Annotated in this window: 16 protein-coding genes; 8 read left to right on the forward strand and 8 right to left on the reverse strand. The window is 43.1% G+C overall.

Translation table 11 applies throughout. The annotated features are described in order from the left end of the window. Window positions 1-3: 3 nt before the first annotated feature. The 6 genes from gltX to dnaX are packed head-to-tail and all read right to left on the reverse strand — an operon-like array spanning window position 4 to window position 5,706. The gene (gene gltX / locus IAE16_RS08705) at window positions 4-1,413 is read right to left on the reverse strand and encodes a glutamate--tRNA ligase (RefSeq protein WP_323700445.1); all 1,410 of its coding nucleotides are present in this window, start codon (window positions 1,411-1,413) and stop codon (window positions 4-6) included. 9 nt (window positions 1,414-1,422) lie between these two features. Continuing rightward, window positions 1,423-2,244, reverse strand: coding sequence for a DNA-methyltransferase (locus IAE16_RS08710; protein WP_323700446.1), 822 nt, complete (start codon window positions 2,242-2,244; stop codon window positions 1,423-1,425). A gap of 8 nt (window positions 2,245-2,252) precedes the next feature. Beyond that, complete coding sequence (locus IAE16_RS08715; protein ID WP_323700448.1) at window positions 2,253-2,906, reverse strand: endonuclease III domain-containing protein; 654 nt, start codon at window positions 2,904-2,906, stop codon at window positions 2,253-2,255. After that, window positions 2,903-4,048: an MFS transporter gene (locus tag IAE16_RS08720; protein ID WP_323700449.1), complete on the reverse strand. Its 1,146-nt coding sequence runs from the start codon at window positions 4,046-4,048 to the stop codon at window positions 2,903-2,905. The genes IAE16_RS08715 and IAE16_RS08720 overlap by 4 nt, the downstream gene beginning before the upstream one ends. After that, on the reverse strand, window positions 4,038-4,289 hold the full coding sequence (locus tag IAE16_RS08725) for a hypothetical protein (RefSeq protein ID WP_323700450.1): 252 nt from the start codon (window positions 4,287-4,289) through the stop codon (window positions 4,038-4,040). Before IAE16_RS08725 ends, IAE16_RS08720 begins: the two co-directional genes overlap by 11 nt. Further along, window positions 4,243-5,706 carry a DNA polymerase III subunit gamma/tau gene (gene dnaX, locus IAE16_RS08730; RefSeq protein WP_323700451.1) on the reverse strand — a complete coding sequence of 488 codons (1,464 nt, stop codon included), beginning with the start codon at window positions 5,704-5,706 and terminating at the stop codon, window positions 4,243-4,245. Before dnaX ends, IAE16_RS08725 begins: the two co-directional genes overlap by 47 nt. 75 nt (window positions 5,707-5,781) lie before the next feature. Here dnaX and IAE16_RS08735 point away from each other — a divergent pair, with 75 nt between their 5' ends. After that, window positions 5,782-8,217 (forward strand): ATP-dependent Clp protease ATP-binding subunit, encoded by a 2,436-nt coding sequence (locus IAE16_RS08735; RefSeq protein WP_323700452.1) that lies wholly within the window; start codon window positions 5,782-5,784, stop codon window positions 8,215-8,217. Here the strand turns inward: IAE16_RS08735 and smc are convergent. Then, window positions 8,207-11,668: a chromosome segregation protein SMC gene (gene smc, locus IAE16_RS08740; RefSeq protein ID WP_323700453.1), complete on the reverse strand. Its 3,462-nt coding sequence runs from the start codon at window positions 11,666-11,668 to the stop codon at window positions 8,207-8,209. The two genes, IAE16_RS08735 and smc, sit on opposite strands and share 11 nt — an antisense overlap. 21 nt (window positions 11,669-11,689) lie before the next feature. On the opposite strand from smc, the gene IAE16_RS08745 reads away from it, so the two are divergent. Genes IAE16_RS08745 through IAE16_RS08775 form a run of 7 tightly spaced genes read left to right on the forward strand, consistent with a single transcriptional unit; the run spans window position 11,690 to window position 19,275 of the window. Next, window positions 11,690-12,913, forward strand: coding sequence for a GGDEF domain-containing protein (locus IAE16_RS08745; RefSeq protein WP_323700454.1), 1,224 nt, complete (start codon window positions 11,690-11,692; stop codon window positions 12,911-12,913). Window positions 12,914-12,950: 37 nt separating this feature from the next. After that, window positions 12,951-13,328, forward strand: a complete 378-nt coding sequence (locus tag IAE16_RS08750) for a hypothetical protein (protein WP_323700455.1) — start codon at window positions 12,951-12,953, stop codon at window positions 13,326-13,328. Next, a complete protein-coding gene (gene infC / locus IAE16_RS08755; protein ID WP_323700456.1) occupies window positions 13,315-13,830 on the forward strand; it encodes a translation initiation factor IF-3 in 516 nt (171 codons plus the stop codon). Before IAE16_RS08750 ends, infC begins: the two co-directional genes overlap by 14 nt. A 12-nt stretch (window positions 13,831-13,842) precedes the next feature. After that, complete coding sequence (locus IAE16_RS08760) at window positions 13,843-16,326, forward strand: diguanylate cyclase (RefSeq protein ID WP_323700457.1); 2,484 nt, start codon at window positions 13,843-13,845, stop codon at window positions 16,324-16,326. Then, entirely contained in the window at window positions 16,323-17,657 is a 1,335-nt protein-coding gene (radA, locus tag IAE16_RS08765; protein WP_323700458.1) for a DNA repair protein RadA, read from the forward strand. The genes IAE16_RS08760 and radA overlap by 4 nt, the downstream gene beginning before the upstream one ends. Before the next feature lie 3 nt (window positions 17,658-17,660). After that, the gene (locus tag IAE16_RS08770; RefSeq protein ID WP_323700460.1) at window positions 17,661-18,308 is read left to right on the forward strand and encodes a response regulator transcription factor; all 648 of its coding nucleotides are present in this window, start codon (window positions 17,661-17,663) and stop codon (window positions 18,306-18,308) included. After that, a complete protein-coding gene (locus IAE16_RS08775; protein WP_323700461.1) occupies window positions 18,298-19,275 on the forward strand; it encodes an ATP-binding protein in 978 nt (325 codons plus the stop codon). Before IAE16_RS08770 ends, IAE16_RS08775 begins: the two co-directional genes overlap by 11 nt. Here IAE16_RS08775 and hisS read toward each other — a convergent pair. After that, on the reverse strand, window positions 19,259-20,473 hold the full coding sequence (gene hisS / locus IAE16_RS08780; RefSeq protein WP_323700462.1) for a histidine--tRNA ligase: 1,215 nt from the start codon (window positions 20,471-20,473) through the stop codon (window positions 19,259-19,261). The genes IAE16_RS08775 and hisS overlap by 17 nt on opposite strands. Window positions 20,474-20,487: the final 14 nt, after the last annotated feature.

The following is a 20,487-nucleotide window of genomic DNA, read 5'->3' on the forward strand; positions in this document are numbered from 1 at the left end:
AACTCAGCCCAAAATTTCCAAGGCTTTTATTACCCTATGTAAAACTCTCTCTTTTGGAAGCACATCGCACATAATGTCCACACCTATACCCTCTAACTCTCCAGTAAGACATGCCCTAAGTGCGTGCCATATCTCCTTTGCCTTTAGATTAAGCTCCTTTTGTATCTCTTTGGCTATTTCCTTTACCCTTTGAGCGTTTATGTCTCCCTCTTGCACCTTTTGTAAGAAAAGCTCAAGAACTCTTCTTGAAGGCTCATTTTCAAGGACAGCCATAGCTTCCTCTGAATAGCTCACCTCTTGGACAAAAAAGGGCTTAAGCCTTTCCACACCTTCTGTTAAGGTCTCAAAGGAGTCCCTGGTCTTTTCCAAGACTTTTCTTACAAAGTCCTTGTCCGCTTTGTATCCTGCCTTCTCAAGGAAAGGCATAAACTCCTCCACAAGCCTGTCAAGAGAAAGCACCTCTCTTATATAAACTCCGTTCATCCACCTTAGCTTTTCCTTGTTAAAGACCGCAGGTGCGGAGTTTACCCCTTCCAAAGTAAACAAGTCTATAAGCTCCTTTTTGGAGAATATCTCCCTTCCTTCTTCTGGTGGAGACCAGCCAAGAAGACATAGAAAGTTAAAAAGTGCAGGAGACAGATAGCCCTCTTCCCTGTAGTTTCTCACAGAAACCGCACCATGACGCTTTGAAAGTTTGCTTCTGTCCTCTCCCAGTATAACAGGCAGGTGGGCAAACTTAGGAACCTCAAAGCCAAGGGCTTCGTATATGAGTATCTGCTTGGGTGTGTTAGGAATGTGGTCTTCCCCTCTTACCACGTGTGTGACCCCCATGAGGGCATCGTCCACAACCACCACAAAATTGTAAGTGGGCGTTCCATCGCTCCTCACTATAACAAAATCTCCAAAATCATCCACATTTATAGCTATATGACCCTTTATAAGGTCTTGAAAGACCACAACCCTGCCATCTGGCACTCTAAAGCGTATAGTATAGGGTTTGCCTTGTCTTTTGAACTCTTCCACTTCTTCTTTGCTTAGGGCTCTACACTTGCCAGAGTATCTATAAGGCACTCCCTTTTCTTCTGCCTTCTTCCTTTCTTCTTCAAGCTCTTCCACAGTGCAAAAACAGGGATAGGCATGTCTGCTTTGCACGAGCTTTTCCGCATATTCTCTGTATATGTCAAACCTCTCTGACTGTCTGTAGAATTCATCCCATTCTATGCCAAGCCACTTAAGGTCCTCAAGGAGCATTTCCTCAAACTCCTTTGTAGACCTTTCTCTGTCTGTATCTTCTACCCTGAGGATAAACTTCCCGCGGTGGTGTTTGGCAAAAAGGTAGCTAAATATAGCAGTCCTTGCGTTTCCAAGATGCAAATATCCCGTAGGACTTGGTGCAAAGCGTGAAACTACCATGAGAAACTATTATAACTTTTTAAGCCTCTTGTTCCAAAGCCCTTTCTTTTTCCTCTCCTCAAAGGTGAGGCTAACCTCATGAAGGGAAAGCTCATAAAGGACTCTATGCCTTTCCTTATCTGCGGATTCAAGCCTCTTTATAGCATAAGCCACATATTCTTCAGAAATATCTATTCCTACATATGCCTTACCCAACAGCTTTGCAGATACCAGTGTAGTTCCCGTGCCACAGAATGGGTCTATGACTACACCGTATCTGTCTTCAAGAATAGAGTGGATTATCCTTGTAGGAAGCTCTATGGGAAAAACCGCAGGATGGCTTTTGTGTCCTTGTTCTGGTCTTATGTCCCATATGGATGTGAGTTTTGCATGCTGTGGTTTTAGTTCCGCAGGTTTGCCCTTTACGAGCCAATATATTCTTTCCTCAACCTGCCAAAACCTCCATCCTCTAATGTTCCCTGCTATTTTTCTGTTCCAAATAATCTCCTGCCATATATTCCACTTGGTTTTTGTAAGCCACTCAAGAGGATGTATCATCTTTCCGTTTTCGTATCTAACCTTGTGGTTGTAGAAAAAACTGCCTCCTTCTTTTATCACTCTGTGTAGTTCATCTAAAACGTCTATCTGCCATCTTTGATAGTCTTCCTCCTTCATAGCGTCTTTGTAAGTTTTGTATATCACTTTTGGCACAAGCCAACCGCCATGTTTTTCCTTCTTGTTATAAGGCGGTGAAGTTATCCCAAGGTCTATGGAATCAGAAGGCATGTCCCTAAGAACTTCTAAAACATCTCCGCATATAACTCTGTTGAGAAACTCTTCTATGCTATGCATTGCACTTTTTATTTACCGAGACTACTATAATAACCACACCACTTGCTTATTGGACATTCTCCGCACTTTGGCTTTATAGGTTTGCATATGGTTTGACCAAAGGCTACCAAAAGTCTGTTGTAGTCTCTCCAATACTCTCTTGGCAGTATTTCCATCAAAGCCTCTTCTGTATCTTCTGGAGTTTTTGTCTTTACAAACCCCCACCTGTTGCTTATGCGATGCACATGCACGTCTACTGCTATGGCTGGCTTTCCAAAACCCTCAGAAAGCACGATGTTTGCCACCTTTCTTCCCACACCCTTTAGCTTTAAAAGGTTTTCAAGGTTGTCTGGAACTTTACCATTAAAGTCTTCTACAAGCTGTTTTGCAAGCTCCTTTAATTGTCTTGCCTTGTTTCTATAAAAGCCTACGGGGTATATGAGTTTTTCAAGCTCCTCTTGGTCTATCTCCAAAAGGTCTTGTGGGTCTTTGACCCTTTGTAAAAATCTTTTGCAGACCTCTGCGGTTGTTTCGTCTCTTGTCCTTGTGGAAAGGAGAGCACAAAGAAGTGCACTAAGAGGGTCTTTCCTCTTTTGTGCTATGAGTTTTACTATTGGTGCATGCCACTTTGGAAACTCCCTTTTCATTATCTCAAGCACTTCAGGAAGGTCTTCCCTGGTCATTGGGTTTTATATTTTACGACAGCAAGAAGAAGTCCAATAGCTAAAAGATGTAGCCCTACAGAGTAGATTACGAGAAAAAAGTGGGAAAACTGGTAAAGCAAACCCATCAGAGCACCGCCCAAGAAGGCAGAAAGCCCCATAAAGAAGTGGAAAAGACCATAAGCCTTTCCTCTTGCATCTTCTGAGGAAAGTTTAGCAACCGCAGACCTCATTATAGATTCTTGAACTCCAAGGCTTATACCCCAGAAGACCACTGCAAAAAGTGGCTGGCTTATAAGAAGGAGAAAGAGGGTAGAAAACATACCAATAGAAAGTCCAGCAATCAAAGACATAAAACCAACCCTATCGTAAAGAACACCAAAAAGAAGTGCGGACAGGGCATCCACTCCCATAGCAAGTGCAAAGAAGAGGGCTACCTGCCAACCCTCAAAGTTTAGTTTTTGAGTTAGATGAAAACCTATAAGTGGAAACTGCAAAAAGCCAAGAGAAACAAGACAGGAAGCAATAAGATATAGATAGAAAACTTTGCCAAGAGAAGCCTCTGACCCTCGTCTTTCCTTCTGCAAGTCTTTTACTTCCAAGCCTTTTGCCAGCAAGAGAAAGAGCATGGCAAAGACCGCAGGCACAAAAAGCAGTGCAAAGGCAAGCCTATAACCAAAACCAAGATAAAGCACAAGGGCAACCACAGAAGGACCAAGAACCGCACCAATTTGGTCAATAAACTCATGAAGACCAAAACCTTTTCCATGACCCACTACCTGAGTAGCCTTTGAAAGAAGGGCATCCCTTGAAGGAGTCCTTAGTCCCTTTCCCGTCCTCTCAAGAAACAAAAGAAGGCTTGCGGTCTGCCAACTGCTTGCAAGAGAGAGAAGAGGAACCGCAAAAAGGTTTAGGGCATACCCACTTAGGGTAAAAGCCCAGTAGCTCCTTAGTTTATCAGAAAGAAAACCAGAGAGAAGCCTAACCCAGTATCCCAGAAGCTCTGCCAGACCAGACACAAGGCTAACCCAAAGAGCGGAAGCTCCGAGAAAGGCAAGGTAAGGACCTATAATACCCTTTGCACCCTCGTAGGTAAAGTCCGCAAAGAGACTAACTACCCCCATAAGGACTATAAACCTGTATGCTCTTTTTTTATCCCACATCTATGCTTTCTACCTCACCCACAAGATTAAGCTCGGGAAGGAAAGACCTGACCCCCTCAAGAACCTCTAAAAGTCCAGAAAAGGTGTCTGGCGTGGCTATAAGATAAACCTCTTCTGAGGATTTTTCCCTTGTCCTTACTATGGCATACCTGCCAGACCCGTCTATGAGGGCTGTAAAAAGACCTATCTTTTCCTTAGGAACTTTTACCAGAAGAACCCTTGCCTTTACCTCTTTGTTCATGGCTAACTATCTTTGCACCAAATATGTCCTTTACCTTCTCCACAAAAGGTGGCAGACCGCCTTCTTCCTCCTTTTCCTCTACCACAAAGTCTATTTTAGGGTTCAAAGCCTTTATCTTTTGCATATCCTGTTCTGTTAGGTCTCCCTTTCTTACAAAAAAGACAAACTTGTCTTCCTTGACCTCATACTTTGACCTCTTAAGTGCTTCCATTAAAAGGATGTCCAACTTACCCTCAAGAGGTTTAAAAGGGTCTTCTTGCTCTACTTCTTGTTTAGTTTGCTCCTTTTGTGTAGGTTCTACGGGTCTTTCAGAGGACATATACCTTATAAGCTCTCCGATAGGAAGAATGTCTTTGATTATCTGTGTCTTTATTATGGCAAGCTCACAGGCTCTAAGAAAGTCCCTGCTCCTTGCATCAAGCCTTGCCATGTTGACTACCTTTTCTAAATAGAGCAGGGCATTTAATGGTTTGTCCGTGAAGCTCTTGTGGAAGTCTTCTACCCTCATAACTTTCTCTGGGTTCTTTAGGCTTTTGTAGAGTATTAGGTTTCTTATCTCCTCTTCAAGAGAGTCCCAAAATCTTGTGAGATTAAAACCTCTCTGGCTTATATCTCTTATAAAGGCAAGGGCTTGGTCTGTTTCAGAGTTTAAGAGGAGTTTAAGAAAATCCCTTACCCTCTCTTGAGATACTATACCCAAAAACTCCTCAAGAACCTCAGAGTTTACCTTACCTTCACCGTAGGTGCTTGCTTGGTCAAGCAAAGAGACCGCATCCCTCATACCACCATCACTAAGTCTGGCTATGGTTATAAGAGCCTTCTCTTCACACTCAACACCCTCTTTTTCGCATATAGTCTTTAGATACCCTACTATTTCCTCCTCCCTTAGCTTTGTGAATATTATCCTTTGGCATCTTGAGAGTATGGTGGGCATTATCTTTTCGTATTCTGTGGTGCAAAGCACAAAAACAGTTCTTGGAGGAGGTTCTTCAAGGGTCTTTAAAAGGGCGTTAAAAGCCTCTTTTGTAAGCATATGGGCTTCGTCAAGGATGTAAACCTTGTATTTACCCTTTATGGGTGCGTAAGAGACCGCATCCCTTATGGCTCTTATATCGTCTATGCCTCGGTTGGATGCGGCATCTATCTCTATGAGGTCTGGAAAGTTCCCCTTGTCTATGGAAAGGCAGTTTTCACACCTTCCACAGGGTTCGCCCTCCTCTGGCTGGAGACAGTTTACCGCCTTTGTTAGTATCCTTGCAAGGGTGGTCTTCCCCGTTCCTCTTGGACCTGCAAAAAGATAAGCATGGGAGAGCTTGTTAAGCCTTACCGCATTTCTCAGCACACGCACTGCTACATCCTGACCTACCACCTCGGAGAACCTCTTTGGTCTATACTTCCTTGCAAAGGGAACATACATGCTGTTAAATAGTATAATCCTTATTGCAAAACTTTTTTCCTTCGTTATCTTTATCCTATAAGAGAGGTGTGAGAGATGTTTGAGAAATTTACCGAAAAGGCAAGACAGGTAATCCTCCAAGCAAGGGAGGAAGCCATAGAGCTTGGGCATACATACCTTGGCAGTGAGCATATACTGTTAGCCCTTATAAGGGAGGAAGACCTTCCCTCCCTTGTGCTTACACGCTTTGGGCTGACCCAGGAGAAGGTGCGTAAAGCCATAATGGGTCAGATAACCCGTGGAAGCCATGCGGGTGAGATACTTTTTGCACCCGACGCCAAAAGGGTCCTTGAGTTTGCGGTGGAAGAAGCACGCATACTCCACCACCAGTTTGTGGGACCCGAGCACCTGCTTATAGGCATCGTCAGAGAAAAGACGGGCTTGGGCGGAAGGATACTCAGAGGCTTTGGCCTTGACGAATATTCTGTCAGAAGGGAGGTTCTGCAAATTCTTGGAGAGCTTCCTCCTCAAGAGACCACCAAGTATGCCCCCACTCCAAACCTTGACAGATTCTCAAGAGACCTCACGCAGATGGCAAGGGAAGGTAAGTTAGACCCTGTCATAGGAAGGGAGAAGGAAATAGAAAGGGTCATACAGATACTGGTCAGAAGAAGAAAGAACAATCCTGTCCTCCTTGGCGACCCTGGTGTTGGAAAAACCGCCATAGTGGAAGGGCTTGCACAAAGAATAGCCTACAAACAGGTTCCAGACCCTCTCCTTAACAAAAGGGTTGTAGCCCTTGACCTTGCAGCCTTGGTGGCTGGGACAAAGTATAGAGGTCAATTTGAAGAGAGGCTCAAAAATATCCTCAAGGAGCTTGAAAAGGCACCTAACGTGATACTCTTTATTGATGAGATACATACCCTTGTGGGTGCGGGTTCTGCGGAAGGTTCAATCGATGCCAGCAACATGCTAAAGCCAGCCTTGGCAAGAGGTGAAATACAGGTTATAGGTGCCACAACCCTTGACGAATATAGGAAATACATAGAGAAGGATGGTGCCCTTGAGAGAAGATTTCAGCCTGTCATAGTAGATCAACCATCTCAAGAAGACACTATCAGAATACTGTATGGGCTTAAAGCCAAGTTTGAAGAGTTTCACAGCGTAGAATACACACCCGAAGCGATAGAAAAGGCGGTCATATTATCTGAAAGATACATAACAGAAAGAAACTTGCCAGACAAGGCAATAGATGTTTTGGATGAGGCAGGCTCTCTGGTAAAACTCAGGGCATACCAGCTACCACCCGACCTAAAAGAAATAGAAGATAAGATAAGAGAAATTGAGGAGAAAAAGGAAGAAGCTGCCAGCGAACAAGACTACGAAAAGGCTGCAAGGCTAAGAGATGAAGAGTTAAGGCTTAGGGCAAAACTTGAGAGCCTCAAAGCCAAGTGGAGACAAGAAATGTCTGTCAACAGACCAAAGGTTAATGAGGAGGATGTGGCGGAAGTTGTAGCCAGATGGACAGGCATACCTGTCAAAAGGATACACGAAAACGATATGGAAAAACTCCTACACATTGAGGAAGAGCTTCACAAGAGGGTTATAGGGCAAGATGATGCCATAAAGGCTATAGCCAAAGCCATAAGAAGGTCAAGGGTGGGACTAAAGGGTAGGCACAGGCCCATAGGCGTTTTCCTTTTCCTCGGACCAACAGGCGTGGGAAAGACCGAAACCGCAAAAGCCCTTGCGGAGTATCTCTTTGGCTCTGAGGAAGCACTCATTAGGTTTGATATGTCTGAGTATATGGAAAAGCATACTGTCTCAAGGCTTGTGGGTGCACCTCCGGGATATGTGGGTTACGAGGAGGGTGGACAGCTCACAGAAAAGGTCAGAAGAAGACCCTACTCAGTGCTACTCTTTGACGAGATAGAAAAGGCTCACCCAGACGTGTTTAATATCTTCCTCCAGATATTTGATGACGGAAGGCTCACCGATGCCATGGGAAGAACGGTGGACTTTTCCAACACCATAATCATAATGACCTCCAACCTGGGTGCAAGGCTAATAGCCCATGGCTCTCAGATGGGCTTTGAGAAGAAGTTCGGCATGATAGACTACGAGCAGATGAAAAAGAATGTGCTTGACCAAGTCAAGAGGACCTTCAGTCCAGAGTTCCTCAACAGGCTTGACGAGGTCATAGTATACAGACCCCTTGAGAAGGAGGATGTGGTAAAGATACTGGAGCTACAGCTTGAACAGGTCAACAAGAACCTTCAGGAGTGGAATGTGAAGGTCAGGCTTCACAAGAGCTTCATAGACTGGATAATAGACAAGGAATACAAGCCAGAGTATGGTGCAAGAAGTCTAAAGAGAGCCCTTCAGCATCATGTGGAGGACTTGCTGGCAGAAGAGCTTCTCAAGGGAAGCCTTGCAGATGTGGAAGTGGTAGAGATAAAGGTCAAGGATGATAAGCCTTACATAAAGCCTGTGAAAAAGAAGGAGAAGCTGGAAGCCATCTTCAACCAGTAAGAAGCTGGGCTGGGTTTTCTAAGGCAAAGACCTTGGAGACCCCGCCCCTTCCGCTAACACCTATCACCTTGTCTGCAAAACTTGCGAGGACTTCCCTCAAGGTGACCACTATAAACTGAGCTTCCTTTGACCTCTCCTTTATAAGCTCTCCCACCCTTCTGGCGTTTGCTTCATCAAGGTGTGCGTCCACCTCATCAAAGTAATAGAAGGGTGACGGTCTGTAGTCTTGTATGGCGAAAATAAGAGAAATAGCAGCAAGTGTCTTTTCACCACCAGATATGGCTTCTAAGTATTGCACTTCCTTTCCTCTTGGCTTTACTACCAAGCTCACACCACCAGAGAATGGGTCATCCTCTCTCTCAAGCACCATGTATGCCCTTCCACCAGGAGAAAGCTCAGAGAAAATGTGCCTAAGGTTTCTATCCACTGCCTGAAAGGTTTCCATAAAGGCTCTTAGCTTTTTTGTCTCTATTTCCTGTATGAGTTCTTTTATAGACTCCTTTTCCTCTTTTAGCTTTTTGTATCTTTCCTGATAGTCTGTGTATCTCTCCTCGTATTCCCTGTATTCCTCCTCCGCCTTGAAGTTCACACCGCCGATAGAAGAAAGTTCCTTTAGTATTTTTGAAAGCTCTTCTTTGAGTTTACCAAACCCCTCTTTTACTTCTACCACATCACCCTCATAGTGGAGGTCTCTCAATTTGCTGAGGCTCTCCTCGTATCTTTCTTCAAGTTTTGCCCTTTCAAGCCCAAGCCTATGAAGTTCTTCTTTTATGGTCTCTTCGTGAAACTTCAACTTTCCAAGTTCTGACTGAAGGATTCTTTGTTCTTCTTCCAGTTTGTCCTTTTTTTTGTAAAGCTCGTAAGCCTGCATATTGACCTGCTTTAGTTCTTCTTCCATCTCTTCTCTCTTTCTGTGTAGTCCTTCCAGCTCTTGGTTTAGTCTTTTAATCTCATCCTGGGCACTGTCAATAAAGGCGAGTTTTCTGCCTATTTCCTTCTGTAAGCTCTCTCTTTCCATCTGTAGCTCTTTTAGTTTTAGCTGTTCTAGGTGTATGGACTCCTTTAGCCTTTCTATCTTTTGCTTTTGTTTTTCATATTCCCTTCTTAGGTTTTCCACTCCAGACTCCTTGTAGTGGGTAAGAACCGACTGCCTTTTTATGTTGAGGTTTTCCAGCTTTTCCTCAAGGTAAGCTATTTCTTCTTTTAAAGCCTGTGCTTTCCTTTTGGTCTCTTGCGATTCTTGTTCCAATATCTGAAGATATTCTTCCGCCTTGCGAAGTTTTTCTTCTATATCTTTAAGTCTCTCATAGCCAGCTTTATCGGACTCTTCCACTTCCTCAAGCCTTCTTTTAAGTATGGCTATGATGCTTTCCTTTTCAAGAAGCTCATCCCTGAGAGCTTTTAGGAGCTTTTCCTCCCTTTGTTCCTCTTCCTTCAATTTCTGTTCAAGCTCCAAAAGTCTGTTTAGCTCCTCAAGATAAAAGGCTCTTCCAAGTTCACCCCTTTCTTCGCTATGCCCTCCACTTATGACGCCACTTTTCTCAAAAAGCTCCCCATCAAGGGTCACCATCCTATAAGCATTTCCAAGAGCCTTTGCAGTCTCAAAGCTGTCCACAAGGAGCGTATCTCCAAAGATAAACCTTATTGCCTTTTCAAACCTTCTGTCGTATTCCAAGAGGTTCACCACAAAGTCTATAACACCTCTTTGTCTTGGTGGATAGGATGGCAGGTTCGTTTCCCTTATCCTGTTCAAAGGTATAAAGTTTAGCCTTCCCCATTTTAGCTCCTTGAGCCTCTGTATGCACCTTTTTGCTACCTCCTCGTCCTGCACCACCACATAAGAAAGCCTTCCACCCCCTGCGGTCTCAACCGCCCTGAGATATTCAAGGTCTTTAACTCTTATAAGGCTTGACGCTCTGCCGTAAACTCCTTCTATGCCCTCAAAGGGTAGGTCTTCTGGTGGCATGCTTGCCAGCCTACCCTTAAGCATAGAGATTTCCTTAATGATCTCTTCTCTTTCTTGTCTTATTTTCTTGAGCCTTTCCTCTTGGCTTTGGTATTTATCCTTCTTTGTCCTTATGGACTTCTCTTCCTCCTTTAACATCTTCTGGTAATTTTCCCTCTTCATAAGGGATTCGCCCATGCTTGCCTTTATTTTTTTCTCCTCTTCCCTTAGCCTTTCCATATCTTCTCTAACTTTCTCCTTTTTAAGCTCCAGCTCTTTCAGTTTCAGTTCCATCCTTGAAAGCTCTTTCCTTGCATCTGCCAAAGTATTAGAAAGCTCTTTTAGTTTCTCCTCTGTCCTTTCCATCTCTTCAAGGGAAACCTTTAGGCTCTCCTCCCTTTCTTTTATACTCTTCCAAAGAAGGTTTGTAGCCTCTTCCAAGCCCAAGAGTTCCATCTCCTGCCCCTCAATCTCTCTCAGAATCTCCTCCTCTTCCCTTTTTAGAGACTCCTTTTGGGCTTCAAGAGATCCCATCTGTTCCTGTGTATAGAAGACCTCCTTCTCAAGGTTTTCAATTTTCTTTTTATGTTTTTCTATCTCTTGGCTGAGGACTTCAATAGACTGCGACAGCCTGCCAACCCTTTCCCTATAAGGAAAGAGACTCTCGCTTACGCTCTTTAGCTCCTCTTCTAAAAGGGTGAGCTTTTCTTCGTATTCTCTAAGCATCCCTTTGAGTTTTCCAAGCTCTTCCTCCTTCTGAGCCATAGTTTGGGATGTTTGCTGTATTGATTTTTGAAGGTCATAGGCGGTCTTTAGATTGAGCTTTATCTCCAAAAGTCTTCTCTTTTCCTCTAAGTCTCTGTATAGGTTTAGCCTCTTTAGCTCCTCTTTGAGCTTTTCCATCTGCACTTCCATCTCATCCATAAGAAGCCTAAGCTCCCTTAGCTTTAGCTCCACTTCTCCAAGGTCCGCAAGAGCCTTTTGCTTTTTCTCCTCATACTCTTCTATACCCGCTATCTCCTCAAGGAGCTTCCTCCTCTCCACAGGCATCATTTTCAAAAACCTTACTATGTCTCCTTGAAGGACCACATTGTAGGCATTTTCATATATACCCGCCTTTGAAAGAAAGTCCATCAAATCCCTTTCCCTTACCACCGCACCGTTTATTCTAAAGACCGTTCTACCATCCTGATAGACTTTCCTTGAGATAACTATATCCTCTTCCTGAAGAGGGAAAAGCCCGTAGTTTTTAAAATGCACCTCCACATAGGCGTAATCCGCTCTGTCGGAGTTTTTTGAGTATATAAGGTAAGAGAGGTTTTTTGCCCTAAGGGTCTTTGCGGTAGCTATGCCAAGGGCGAAGGATATGGCATCACCTATGTTAGACTTACCTGCACCATTTGGACCAACAACACCTATAAAGCCCTGACCCAAAGGTATTTCAATCCTCTCTTTCCCGTAAGATTTAAACCCTTCTAATGTTATTTTTTCTATCCAAGCCTTCACAGTTTAATAGTATAATTTAATATGGCAATGAGTAGATATACAAAAACTATAGAAAGGGATAGGTTGGAGGAATTGAAAGGAGGGCTCTTAAAAATACTAAAGAGATTCCTAACAGAGGAGTCCTATAAAGTCATTGAACTCAAACACTTAGATGGTTTTTTGAAGCTCTTAGCATGCGAGGACTTTGATAGGAAAAGTTTTAGGAGGCTTAGGGCTATATCCAAGTTCCTTATAGGCTTGCGTATTCCAGAAACAGCCTTAATACAAGCCTATAAGCTTATAAAGAACTACGCACTTTTAGAGGGAAAGGACAAACTTTTGTCAAATATAGAATTTATATTCAAAAATCTATATAAACCTTATTTAATTCTGCATAAACTGGAAAGACTACAAGATGTTCACTTTCATTTAGAGGGTGACCTGTTATACCAAATGAATAAGCTAAAAGAAATCTACCTTAGAGAGCACAAAAGGCTAATTGGTGATATATTCAGCGATGACAGGGTTTTAAACTTAGATTCAGAAGTGGACTCACTGCTTTCTTCACTGGAAGCTTACTTTAAGGATAGTAAAGTTTATAGTAGACTTTTAAGCTTACACGAGCTTTATAAAAGAACCCTTACATCTATTGCGGTTGTTGAAAGCGACTTTATAAGCCTGTATACACTTACAAAAGATGTGGAGCTTATATTTAAGGATATAATAAACCTTATAGATGAGGCTATAATAAGTCTTCTTTCAGAGACCGCCTTCTTAGACGTGCTTACAGGGGTGTATAGTAGAAACTACCTTCAGCTGATTCTTGGAAAGGAAATAAGCTTTTGCAAAAGACATAACATACCAATCTCGGTTATACTTTTGGATGTGGATGATTTCAAATTAATAAATGACAAATACGGTCATGACGTGGGTGACCTTGTGCTTAGATTCTTAGGAGAGTCCATAAAACGCATAATTAGGTCTTCAGATATACCAGTAAGGTATGGAGGTGAGGAGTTCCTTATACTACTGCCCTTTACTTCTTTAGAAGGAGCCTATACAGCGGGTGAAAAGGTAAGGTCTTATTGTGAAAGTAAGACCTTTACACACAATTCTTTATCTATAACTATAACCATAAGTGTAGGTGTTGCCCAGGTAGAGGACTTTGAAAATCCATGGCAGGATATTAAGAGAGCAGATAAGGCTCTTTATATGGCTAAGTCTCTTGGCAAAAATATGGTAATGATCGCAAGCAATGATATCTGAGCTTTTCCTATGTATATATGCAGGCTCTCTTTTCTGTATGGTTTTTTTGGTTGCACCAACACTCTTAAGAACCAGTGAGAATAAAAACCTTTTAGGAAGCCTATACGGAAAAATACTTTGGAGGTTTTACAAGGTTGCTTTTTTTATGCTTTTGTTTTATCTTATCTTAGGTAATGCAAAACTTGATGCTATACTTCTTATGCTGGGTCTTGGGTTGAACGTGGGAACTTCATACTGGCTGAAAAACTACAAGAGAAGCTTAGGGAACATAGACCTTCTTGATTACGATGAACCCAGAAGGGTGCTCTTTAGAAGGGTTTCCATGCTTTCAACCTTTATTCTTTTTATGAACTTCTTGCTTTCTATGTATGTGCTTATAAAACACCTAAAAGGAGGTTCACTTGCAGGAGTATAGGGTCAACAAACAGATAAAAGCTAAGGAGGTAAGGTTAATAGACGAAAACGGAAAGCAGGTGGGCATAGTTCCACTGCAGGAGGCTCTTAGAATAGCCAGTGAAAAGGGTCTTGACTTAGTAGAAGTAGCACCTCAGGCAAACCCTCCTGTTTGCAAGATACTGGATTATGGTAAGTTCCTTTATGAGCTAAAGAAGAAGGAAAAGGAAGCGAAGAAAAAGCAAAGGGAGCATGCAATAGAGATAAAGGACATGATGCTTTCAGTAAGAATTGATGATCATGACCTGAAGGTAAAACTAAAGCACATGAGGGAGTTCCTCATGGATGGAGACAAGGTAAGGGTAAGGATTCGCTTTAGAGGAAGAGAACATCTCCACCCAGAGCTTGGTGATAAGTTAGCAAACAGGATAGTGGAAGAGTTATCCGATGTGGGACAACTTGAATCTCCAATAAAGAAAGAAGGGAACTTTTTGATCTTTGCACTACTTCCTAAGAAGAAATAAAATTCTAATATTATGCTAAGCCTGAGGGTAGGTGAGCTTGTTAAAGGTGAAGAACCGCTTATCTCTTACGAGTGCAGTCTAAGGGAAGCCTTCGAGAAAATGAGAGAAAAGGGAAGGGGTTATATACTCCTTATGAGGGAAAAATATCCAGCAGGTATACTAACAGAAAGAGACCTTATTAGACTTATTGAGCAAGGTGTCTCCTTTGAAGAAAGAGCCATAGATTATGCCTCAAAAAGACTAATTCATGTTAGAGATTACAGAGACCTATATTATGCCCTTAGCCTTATGGTAGAAAACAACATAAGAAGGTTAGTGGTTGTAGATAAGGATGGTAACTTTCTTGGAACCCTTACCATGGAAGAGGTTTTGGCTCAAGCGGAGGAAGATATATTTAAAAAGAAGCTTAAAGTCAGGGAAATACTCTTGGACAAGGAGTTTGTCTGGGTTTCTGCGAAAACAACCCTTTCTGAGTGTTTAAGGCTTATGAAGGAAAAAAATATCGGTGCCCTACCGGTGCTAAAAGATGGTATGCCTGTAGGCATAATAACAGAGAGAGATATAGTTAAGCTCTTTGATAGGATAAACCTATCAGACCCTGTGGAGCTTTATATGAGCAAGCCAGTTATAACCATAAATGAGGACGCTCTGGCGGAATTAGCCCTAAGGATTATGGAGGAAAACAGAGTAAGAAGGCTTGTGGTTGTGGACGATAAAGGTTTTGCGGTAGGTATAATAAGCAACAGAGATATTGCAAAGAACGCTTACGAAAGCTACTGGAAATTCCTTGAGACCAAGTTAAGGCACGCAAAAGATGTGCTTAATCTTCTACCCGAACCCACCTTTGAAGTGCTTGACCTATTCTCAAGCCAAGTTATTGTGTGGATGAACGCAAAGGCCATAGAACTCTTTGGTAGCCTTATAGACCATGATATAACAGAGGTAATCCCAGTAAAGGATTGGTCCTATATATACTCAACACTTTTAAAAGATAGAAGGGTTGAGAGGCAGAGGTTTAATATTGGGGACAAAGCCTATGAGCTATCCGCCAGTTATCTTTTTATGGAGACAGAGAAGGTCAAGGGCAGAATAAAGCTGATGCTCAGAGACATAACTCAGGACCTGCACTCACAGAGAATAATGGAGAGGGAGTTAAGTAACTATATGAGGATTATGAACTCTACAGAAGATATGATAATCGTATACGAATCGGATAGTGGAAAAATAAAGTTTGTAAACAGGGCGGCGATAAGAAAGCTCGGCTATACGGAGGATGAGCTCAAAAACATGACCATATTTCAGATAGTGGATGCAGACCCTGAGTTTATAAGTCAAAACATACAAAGAATTGTGAGAAAAGATGAGGTCATAAGAGGTAGGAGGTTTTACAAGGATAGCTATGGGAACAGACTACCAGTGGATATAACTGCCACAAAGGTGCATATGAATAGCGTTCCATACATACTTATAGTGGCGAGAGATATATCGGATAGACTAAAATTAGAAGAGGAGATAGAGAGGAAAACAAGGGAGCTTGAAAACCTACACGATTTTATCCTTAACCTAAACAGATGTAGCTCAGAGGGCGAAGCTTACAATCTTTTAGCACATATGTTGGTAAAAATTGCCGGGGTTGATGCCCTTGCAATATACAGAATAAACCCATCTTTGAATAGGGTCGTTGACAAACTATTTTATGGAAGTATGGAATACGCAGAATGTCTTGAGGAAGGTGAAGAGCCTTCTGCGTGTAAGGTTTTCCAAAGTGCCCAGCCTTTTCTTGTTAGAGATAAAAAAGCCTATTCATGTCCTCTTTTCAAGTCCGAATATGGCTCTTATATGTGTATGTCTGTAGTATCTGGAGGAAAAACCATTGCACTGCTAAGTATGGTATCTCAGAAGGAAGACTTTTTTGATAGAGAGAAACTGGACTTTATAGAAAACATAGTTAACACCTTTGCACCTTTTTTGTCTAACCTAAGACTTATAGAGATAAACAAAGAGCTATCCATAAGAGACCCTCTCACAAACCTCTATAACAGAAGATTCATTACAGAGTTCTTGCATAAAAAGATAGAAGAGGCAAAAAGGACTAAGTCCCAGTTTGCTTTACTGCTTTTGGACCTTGACCACTTTAAAAAGATAAACGACACTTATGGACATCAGTTTGGCGACCTGTGTCTAAAAGTTCTTTCTGACGTTCTAAGAGACACAGTCAGAAGCATGGATATAATAGGAAGATGGGGAGGCGAAGAGTTTGTGGTTATTTTGCCAAATACTGGAAGGCTAGAAGCGGTTGAAGTTGCAAACAGGATAAAGGAAAGTTTGAAGAAAAAGCTCCTCTACTCGGATAAGGGTATACCAGTAAGTATGACTGCAAGCATCGGTGTTGCAGTTTTTCCAGAGGATGGAGAGACTGTAGATGACCTTTTCAAGGTGGCGGATGATAAGCTGTATCTTGCAAAAAGTGAAGGAAGGGACATGGTAATTCCATGAAAAAGGAAAAGACCTATTTTGTGTGTCAAGAATGCGGATACTCAAGCCCGAAGTGGCTGGGTAGATGTCCCTCCTGCGGTGCCTGGAACTCTATGGTGGAAGAGAAGGAAATAAGGTCTCTCTCTGGAAGGGTAGAAATAAAAACTACACCAAAGCCCCTTCATCTTTGGGAAGAGCAAAGGGCTATAAGGCTTAGCACAGGTTTTGAAAGTCTTGACTATGCTCTTGGTGGCGGGATAGTGAAAGGACAGGTTCTCCTCCTTGCGGGTGAGCCGGGCATAGGCAAGTCCACTCTTTTACTTCAGGTATGCGAGGGGTTTTCAAAGCTATATGGACCTGTTTTATATGTTTCTGGAGAGGAGTCTCCATCACAGATAGCCCTCAGAGCAAAAAGACTAAGAGTTGGTTCAGAAAGCCTTTTAGTGTTTCCAGAAACTAACCTTGAGGAGATATTGCAGACCCTAAGGGAAGAAAGACCTTCTCTCCTTGTGGTGGACTCGGTGCAAACCCTTTATAGCTCAAGCCTTGAGTCTTCGCCTGGCTCTGTTGCACAAGTAAGAGAATGCACCTTTAGGCTCTCCGAGGTTTGCAAGGAGCTAAACATTCCCGTTTTTTTGGTGGGTCAGGTCAACAAAGAAGGCGTGCTTGCGGGTCCAAAGGTTTTGGAGCATATTGTGGACACGGTTCTGTATTTTGAAGGAGAGAGGTTTAACTTCTACAGGGTGGTCAAGGCGGTTAAAAATCGCTTTGGTGAGTCTGGAAACATGGCAGTCTTTAGGATGACAGGACAGGGGCTTGAGGAGGTTCAAGAGCCTTCCGCCTTTTTCCTGCAAGAGAGGGTTGGCTCTCCTGGGAGCGTGGTTTTTCCTCATACAGAAGGGAGCAAGCCAGTGCTTTTGGAGGTGCAAGCCCTCACCATACAGGCACTATACACCACACCTCAGAGAAAGACCCAAGGCTTTGACCCAAATCGCTTAGCTTTAATACTTGCGGTGCTTGAAAAGGAAGCAAAGGTCTTTACAAGGGACAGGGATGTGTTCGTAAACGTAGTAGGTGGTGTAAGTGTGGAAGAGCCGGCTGTAGATTTGGCAGTCGCCCTTTCAGTGGTAAGCTCTGTAAAGGACAAGCCTGTTGGTGATTTGCTTATTTTTGGTGAGCTTGGACTTTCTGGTGAGGTAAGGTCTGTCCACTTTGCACAGGAGAGGCTAAGGGAAGGTCTTCGCTTTGGCTTCAAAAGGGCTATAGTTCCAGAGGGTTGCAGGGTAGAGTTACAGGGTCTTGAAGTCCTTGGCGTAAGGCATATAAGAGAAGCCATTGAGTTTATAATCTAAAGTGTGAAGGTGCTCCTTGTAGAAGATGATAGGCTTTTGGGGGAGTCTCTTAAGGAGTATTTGGAGTCGGAGGGTTTTTTGGTGGACTGGATATACGACAGCAGGGAGTTTTTTGACCTTCTTGAGGTTTCCATATACGATGCCATCGTGCTTGACCTTATGATGCCTCATGTAAGCGGTGAAGAGCTCCTTGGAAGGCTCAGGGAGAGGGGAAACACCACTCCCGTGCTTATACTTACTGCAAAAGGCAGGTTAGAGGACAAGGAAAAGTGCTTTTCTCTCGGTGCGGATGACTATCTTACAAAGCCCTTTGAACCAAGGGAGCTACTCCTCAGGCTCAGAGCCTTGTACAGGAGAACCGTCAGACAAGAAAGGCTAAGGCTAAACAAGGTGGAGGTTGACCTAAAGGCTGGTAGGGTATGGGTAGATGGAAAAGAGATAAAACTCAGTAAGAAGGAATGGCTGTTGTTTAAGTATCTTGTAGAAAACAGGGATAGGTTTGTCTCCACAGAGGAGCTCCTCAACTATGTGTGGGGCGATGAGCCAGTGGGGGACGAGGTGGTGAGGGCTCACATAAAGAACCTCAGAAGACTCTTGCCAGAGGGCTTTATAGTCTCTCAAAAGGGAAGGGGCTATAGAGTTGAGGCGTGAGAAATTCCTGCTTTATCTTTCTCTCTTTACCCTTTTGGTGGCTGGTTTTGGACTTATAAACCTCGTAGTGTTTCTTGAAATTAAGAGGCTCATTGAGGAGAACTCCTATAGGCTTGCCTATCAGCACTTTTTAACCCATCTCCAAAACCCACACCATATAGGAGACAAAGACTTTGTTATAAACCCACCTGCAGTTGAAGGATACAGGTTTTATGTTTTTGAAGCTCCAGAAAACCCATTAAAGAGTGTAAGGGTCGGTGTAAGAGAGGAGTTTATTAAGGATAGAACGGACAGCCTAATGAAAAGGCTTTTTGCGGTGGAATTTTTCCTAGTTTTTATGCTTGTTTTTCTCTATCAGAGGGTAATTGAGGAGTATTTTTCAAGGCTAAAGGGAAAGGAAGAGTGGATAAAGTCTCTTATGCTCTCCCTTACCCATAGACTTGGAAACTTTATAGCCACACAAAAAGTCCTCTTGGCTATGCTAAAAAAATCCTACCCTCAGGATGAAAAGATAAGGAAGTTAGAAAAAAGCCTCCACAAGGCTCAAAGGGAGCTAAGCCTGTTTATAAACCCAGTTAAGGAAGGGAGAGAAAACAAGAGAGAGAATATCCAGTTAGAGGACTCGGTAAGGGAGACCCTTAGCTTCTTTGAAGAGGAGTTGAAGGGTAAAAGACTTATACTTAGAAATGAAAAGCTATTTGTATACATGAACAAGGAAGACCTTGAGGATGTGTTATACAATCTTATAGGTAATGCCATAAGGCACTCGAGGGAACTTGTCCATATAAAGGTGTGTGCAAAAAATCGCCTTTTGGTGATAAGGAATGACCTTGGTAGTGAGGTGAAGCACGGCATGGGATTGGGTGTAGAGCTTACACGTACTGTGTTAAGGAGATACAACTTTGGCTTAAGGATAAGCCTCAAGAGGCACTATACCGCCTTTGTCCTTTTCAAAAGGCAGGGCTAAACTCCACCCTTGTTTGAATGCCAGAATTAAGGTCCTTAAGGGTGTAGAAGCCACCAGCCATCTCCTCTTCTCCCACTATAACCGCATAGTCCGCCCTTATCTTGTTGGCAAGCTCAAGCTGTTTTTTGAGACCGCCTTTTTTGTAAGAAACCTCAACCCTTTTACCCTCTGCCCTGAGAGCCTTTGCCACCTGCAAGGCATAGGGTAGAACATCACCAAAAGGAATGACTAAGTAGAGGGGGTCTTCTGGAGGAAGGCTTTTCACAAGCATGGAGAGCCTCTCTAAACCCACTGCAAAGCCTATGGCTGGAGTGGGAGGTCCACCCATCTCCTCCACAAGGTAGTCATACCTACCACCTGCTATCACAGTAATATCAAGCTCCTCAGAGACCGCCTCAAAAACCGTCTTTGTGTAGTAGTCAAGTCCTCTCACAAGGTTTGGATTTTCTCTGTAGGGTATAGACATGGCATTTAAATATTCCTTTAGCTTTGAGTAGTGCTCTCTACATTCCTCGCACAGAAAGTTCACCATCTTAGGAGCATCCTTGACCGCAGACTTGCAGGTTGGCACTTTGCAGTCTAAGACCCTAAGAGGGTTTCTGTCCTTTCTATCAAGGCAGACTTCACAGAGATGCTCCTCCACACCTGCAAGATAGGCACTCAAAGCATCTCTATAGGCAGGTCTACAAACCTTACATCCTATGGAGTTTATCTCTATAACCACCTTAACGCCAAGTTCAGAAAGTATCTCATAAACAAGACCTATAAGCTCCGCATCCACCACAGGCTCAAGGCTTCCAAAAACCTCCGCACCCAGTTGATGAAACTGTCTGTATCTGCCAGCCTGTGGACGCTCGTAGCGAAACATGGGACCCTCATAGAAAAGTTTCACATAAGGCTTTAAGGCATATAGCCTGTTTTGAACATAGGCTCTAACCGCGCCCGCAGTGCCCTCAGGTCTAAGGGCAAGCCATCTATCCTTTCTATCCTGAAAGGTAAACATCTCCTTTTGGACTATGTCCGTTGCCTCTCCTATGCTCCTTTGGAATACCTCCACATATTCCACCACAGGAAGAACTATCTCTTCAAAGTTATAAAGCCTTAGCTTTTCTCTTATGAGGTTAGAGAGGTATCTGAACTTTTTTAGCTCCTCTCCGTAAATATCGTGAAAGCCTCTTACACTTTGAAACTCAGGCATAGAGAATAATTATA

The sequence above is a fragment of the Hydrogenobacter sp. T-2 genome (assembly GCF_033971325.1).
In the GTDB taxonomy this organism is placed as follows: domain Bacteria; phylum Aquificota; class Aquificia; order Aquificales; family Aquificaceae; genus Pampinifervens; species Pampinifervens diazotrophicum.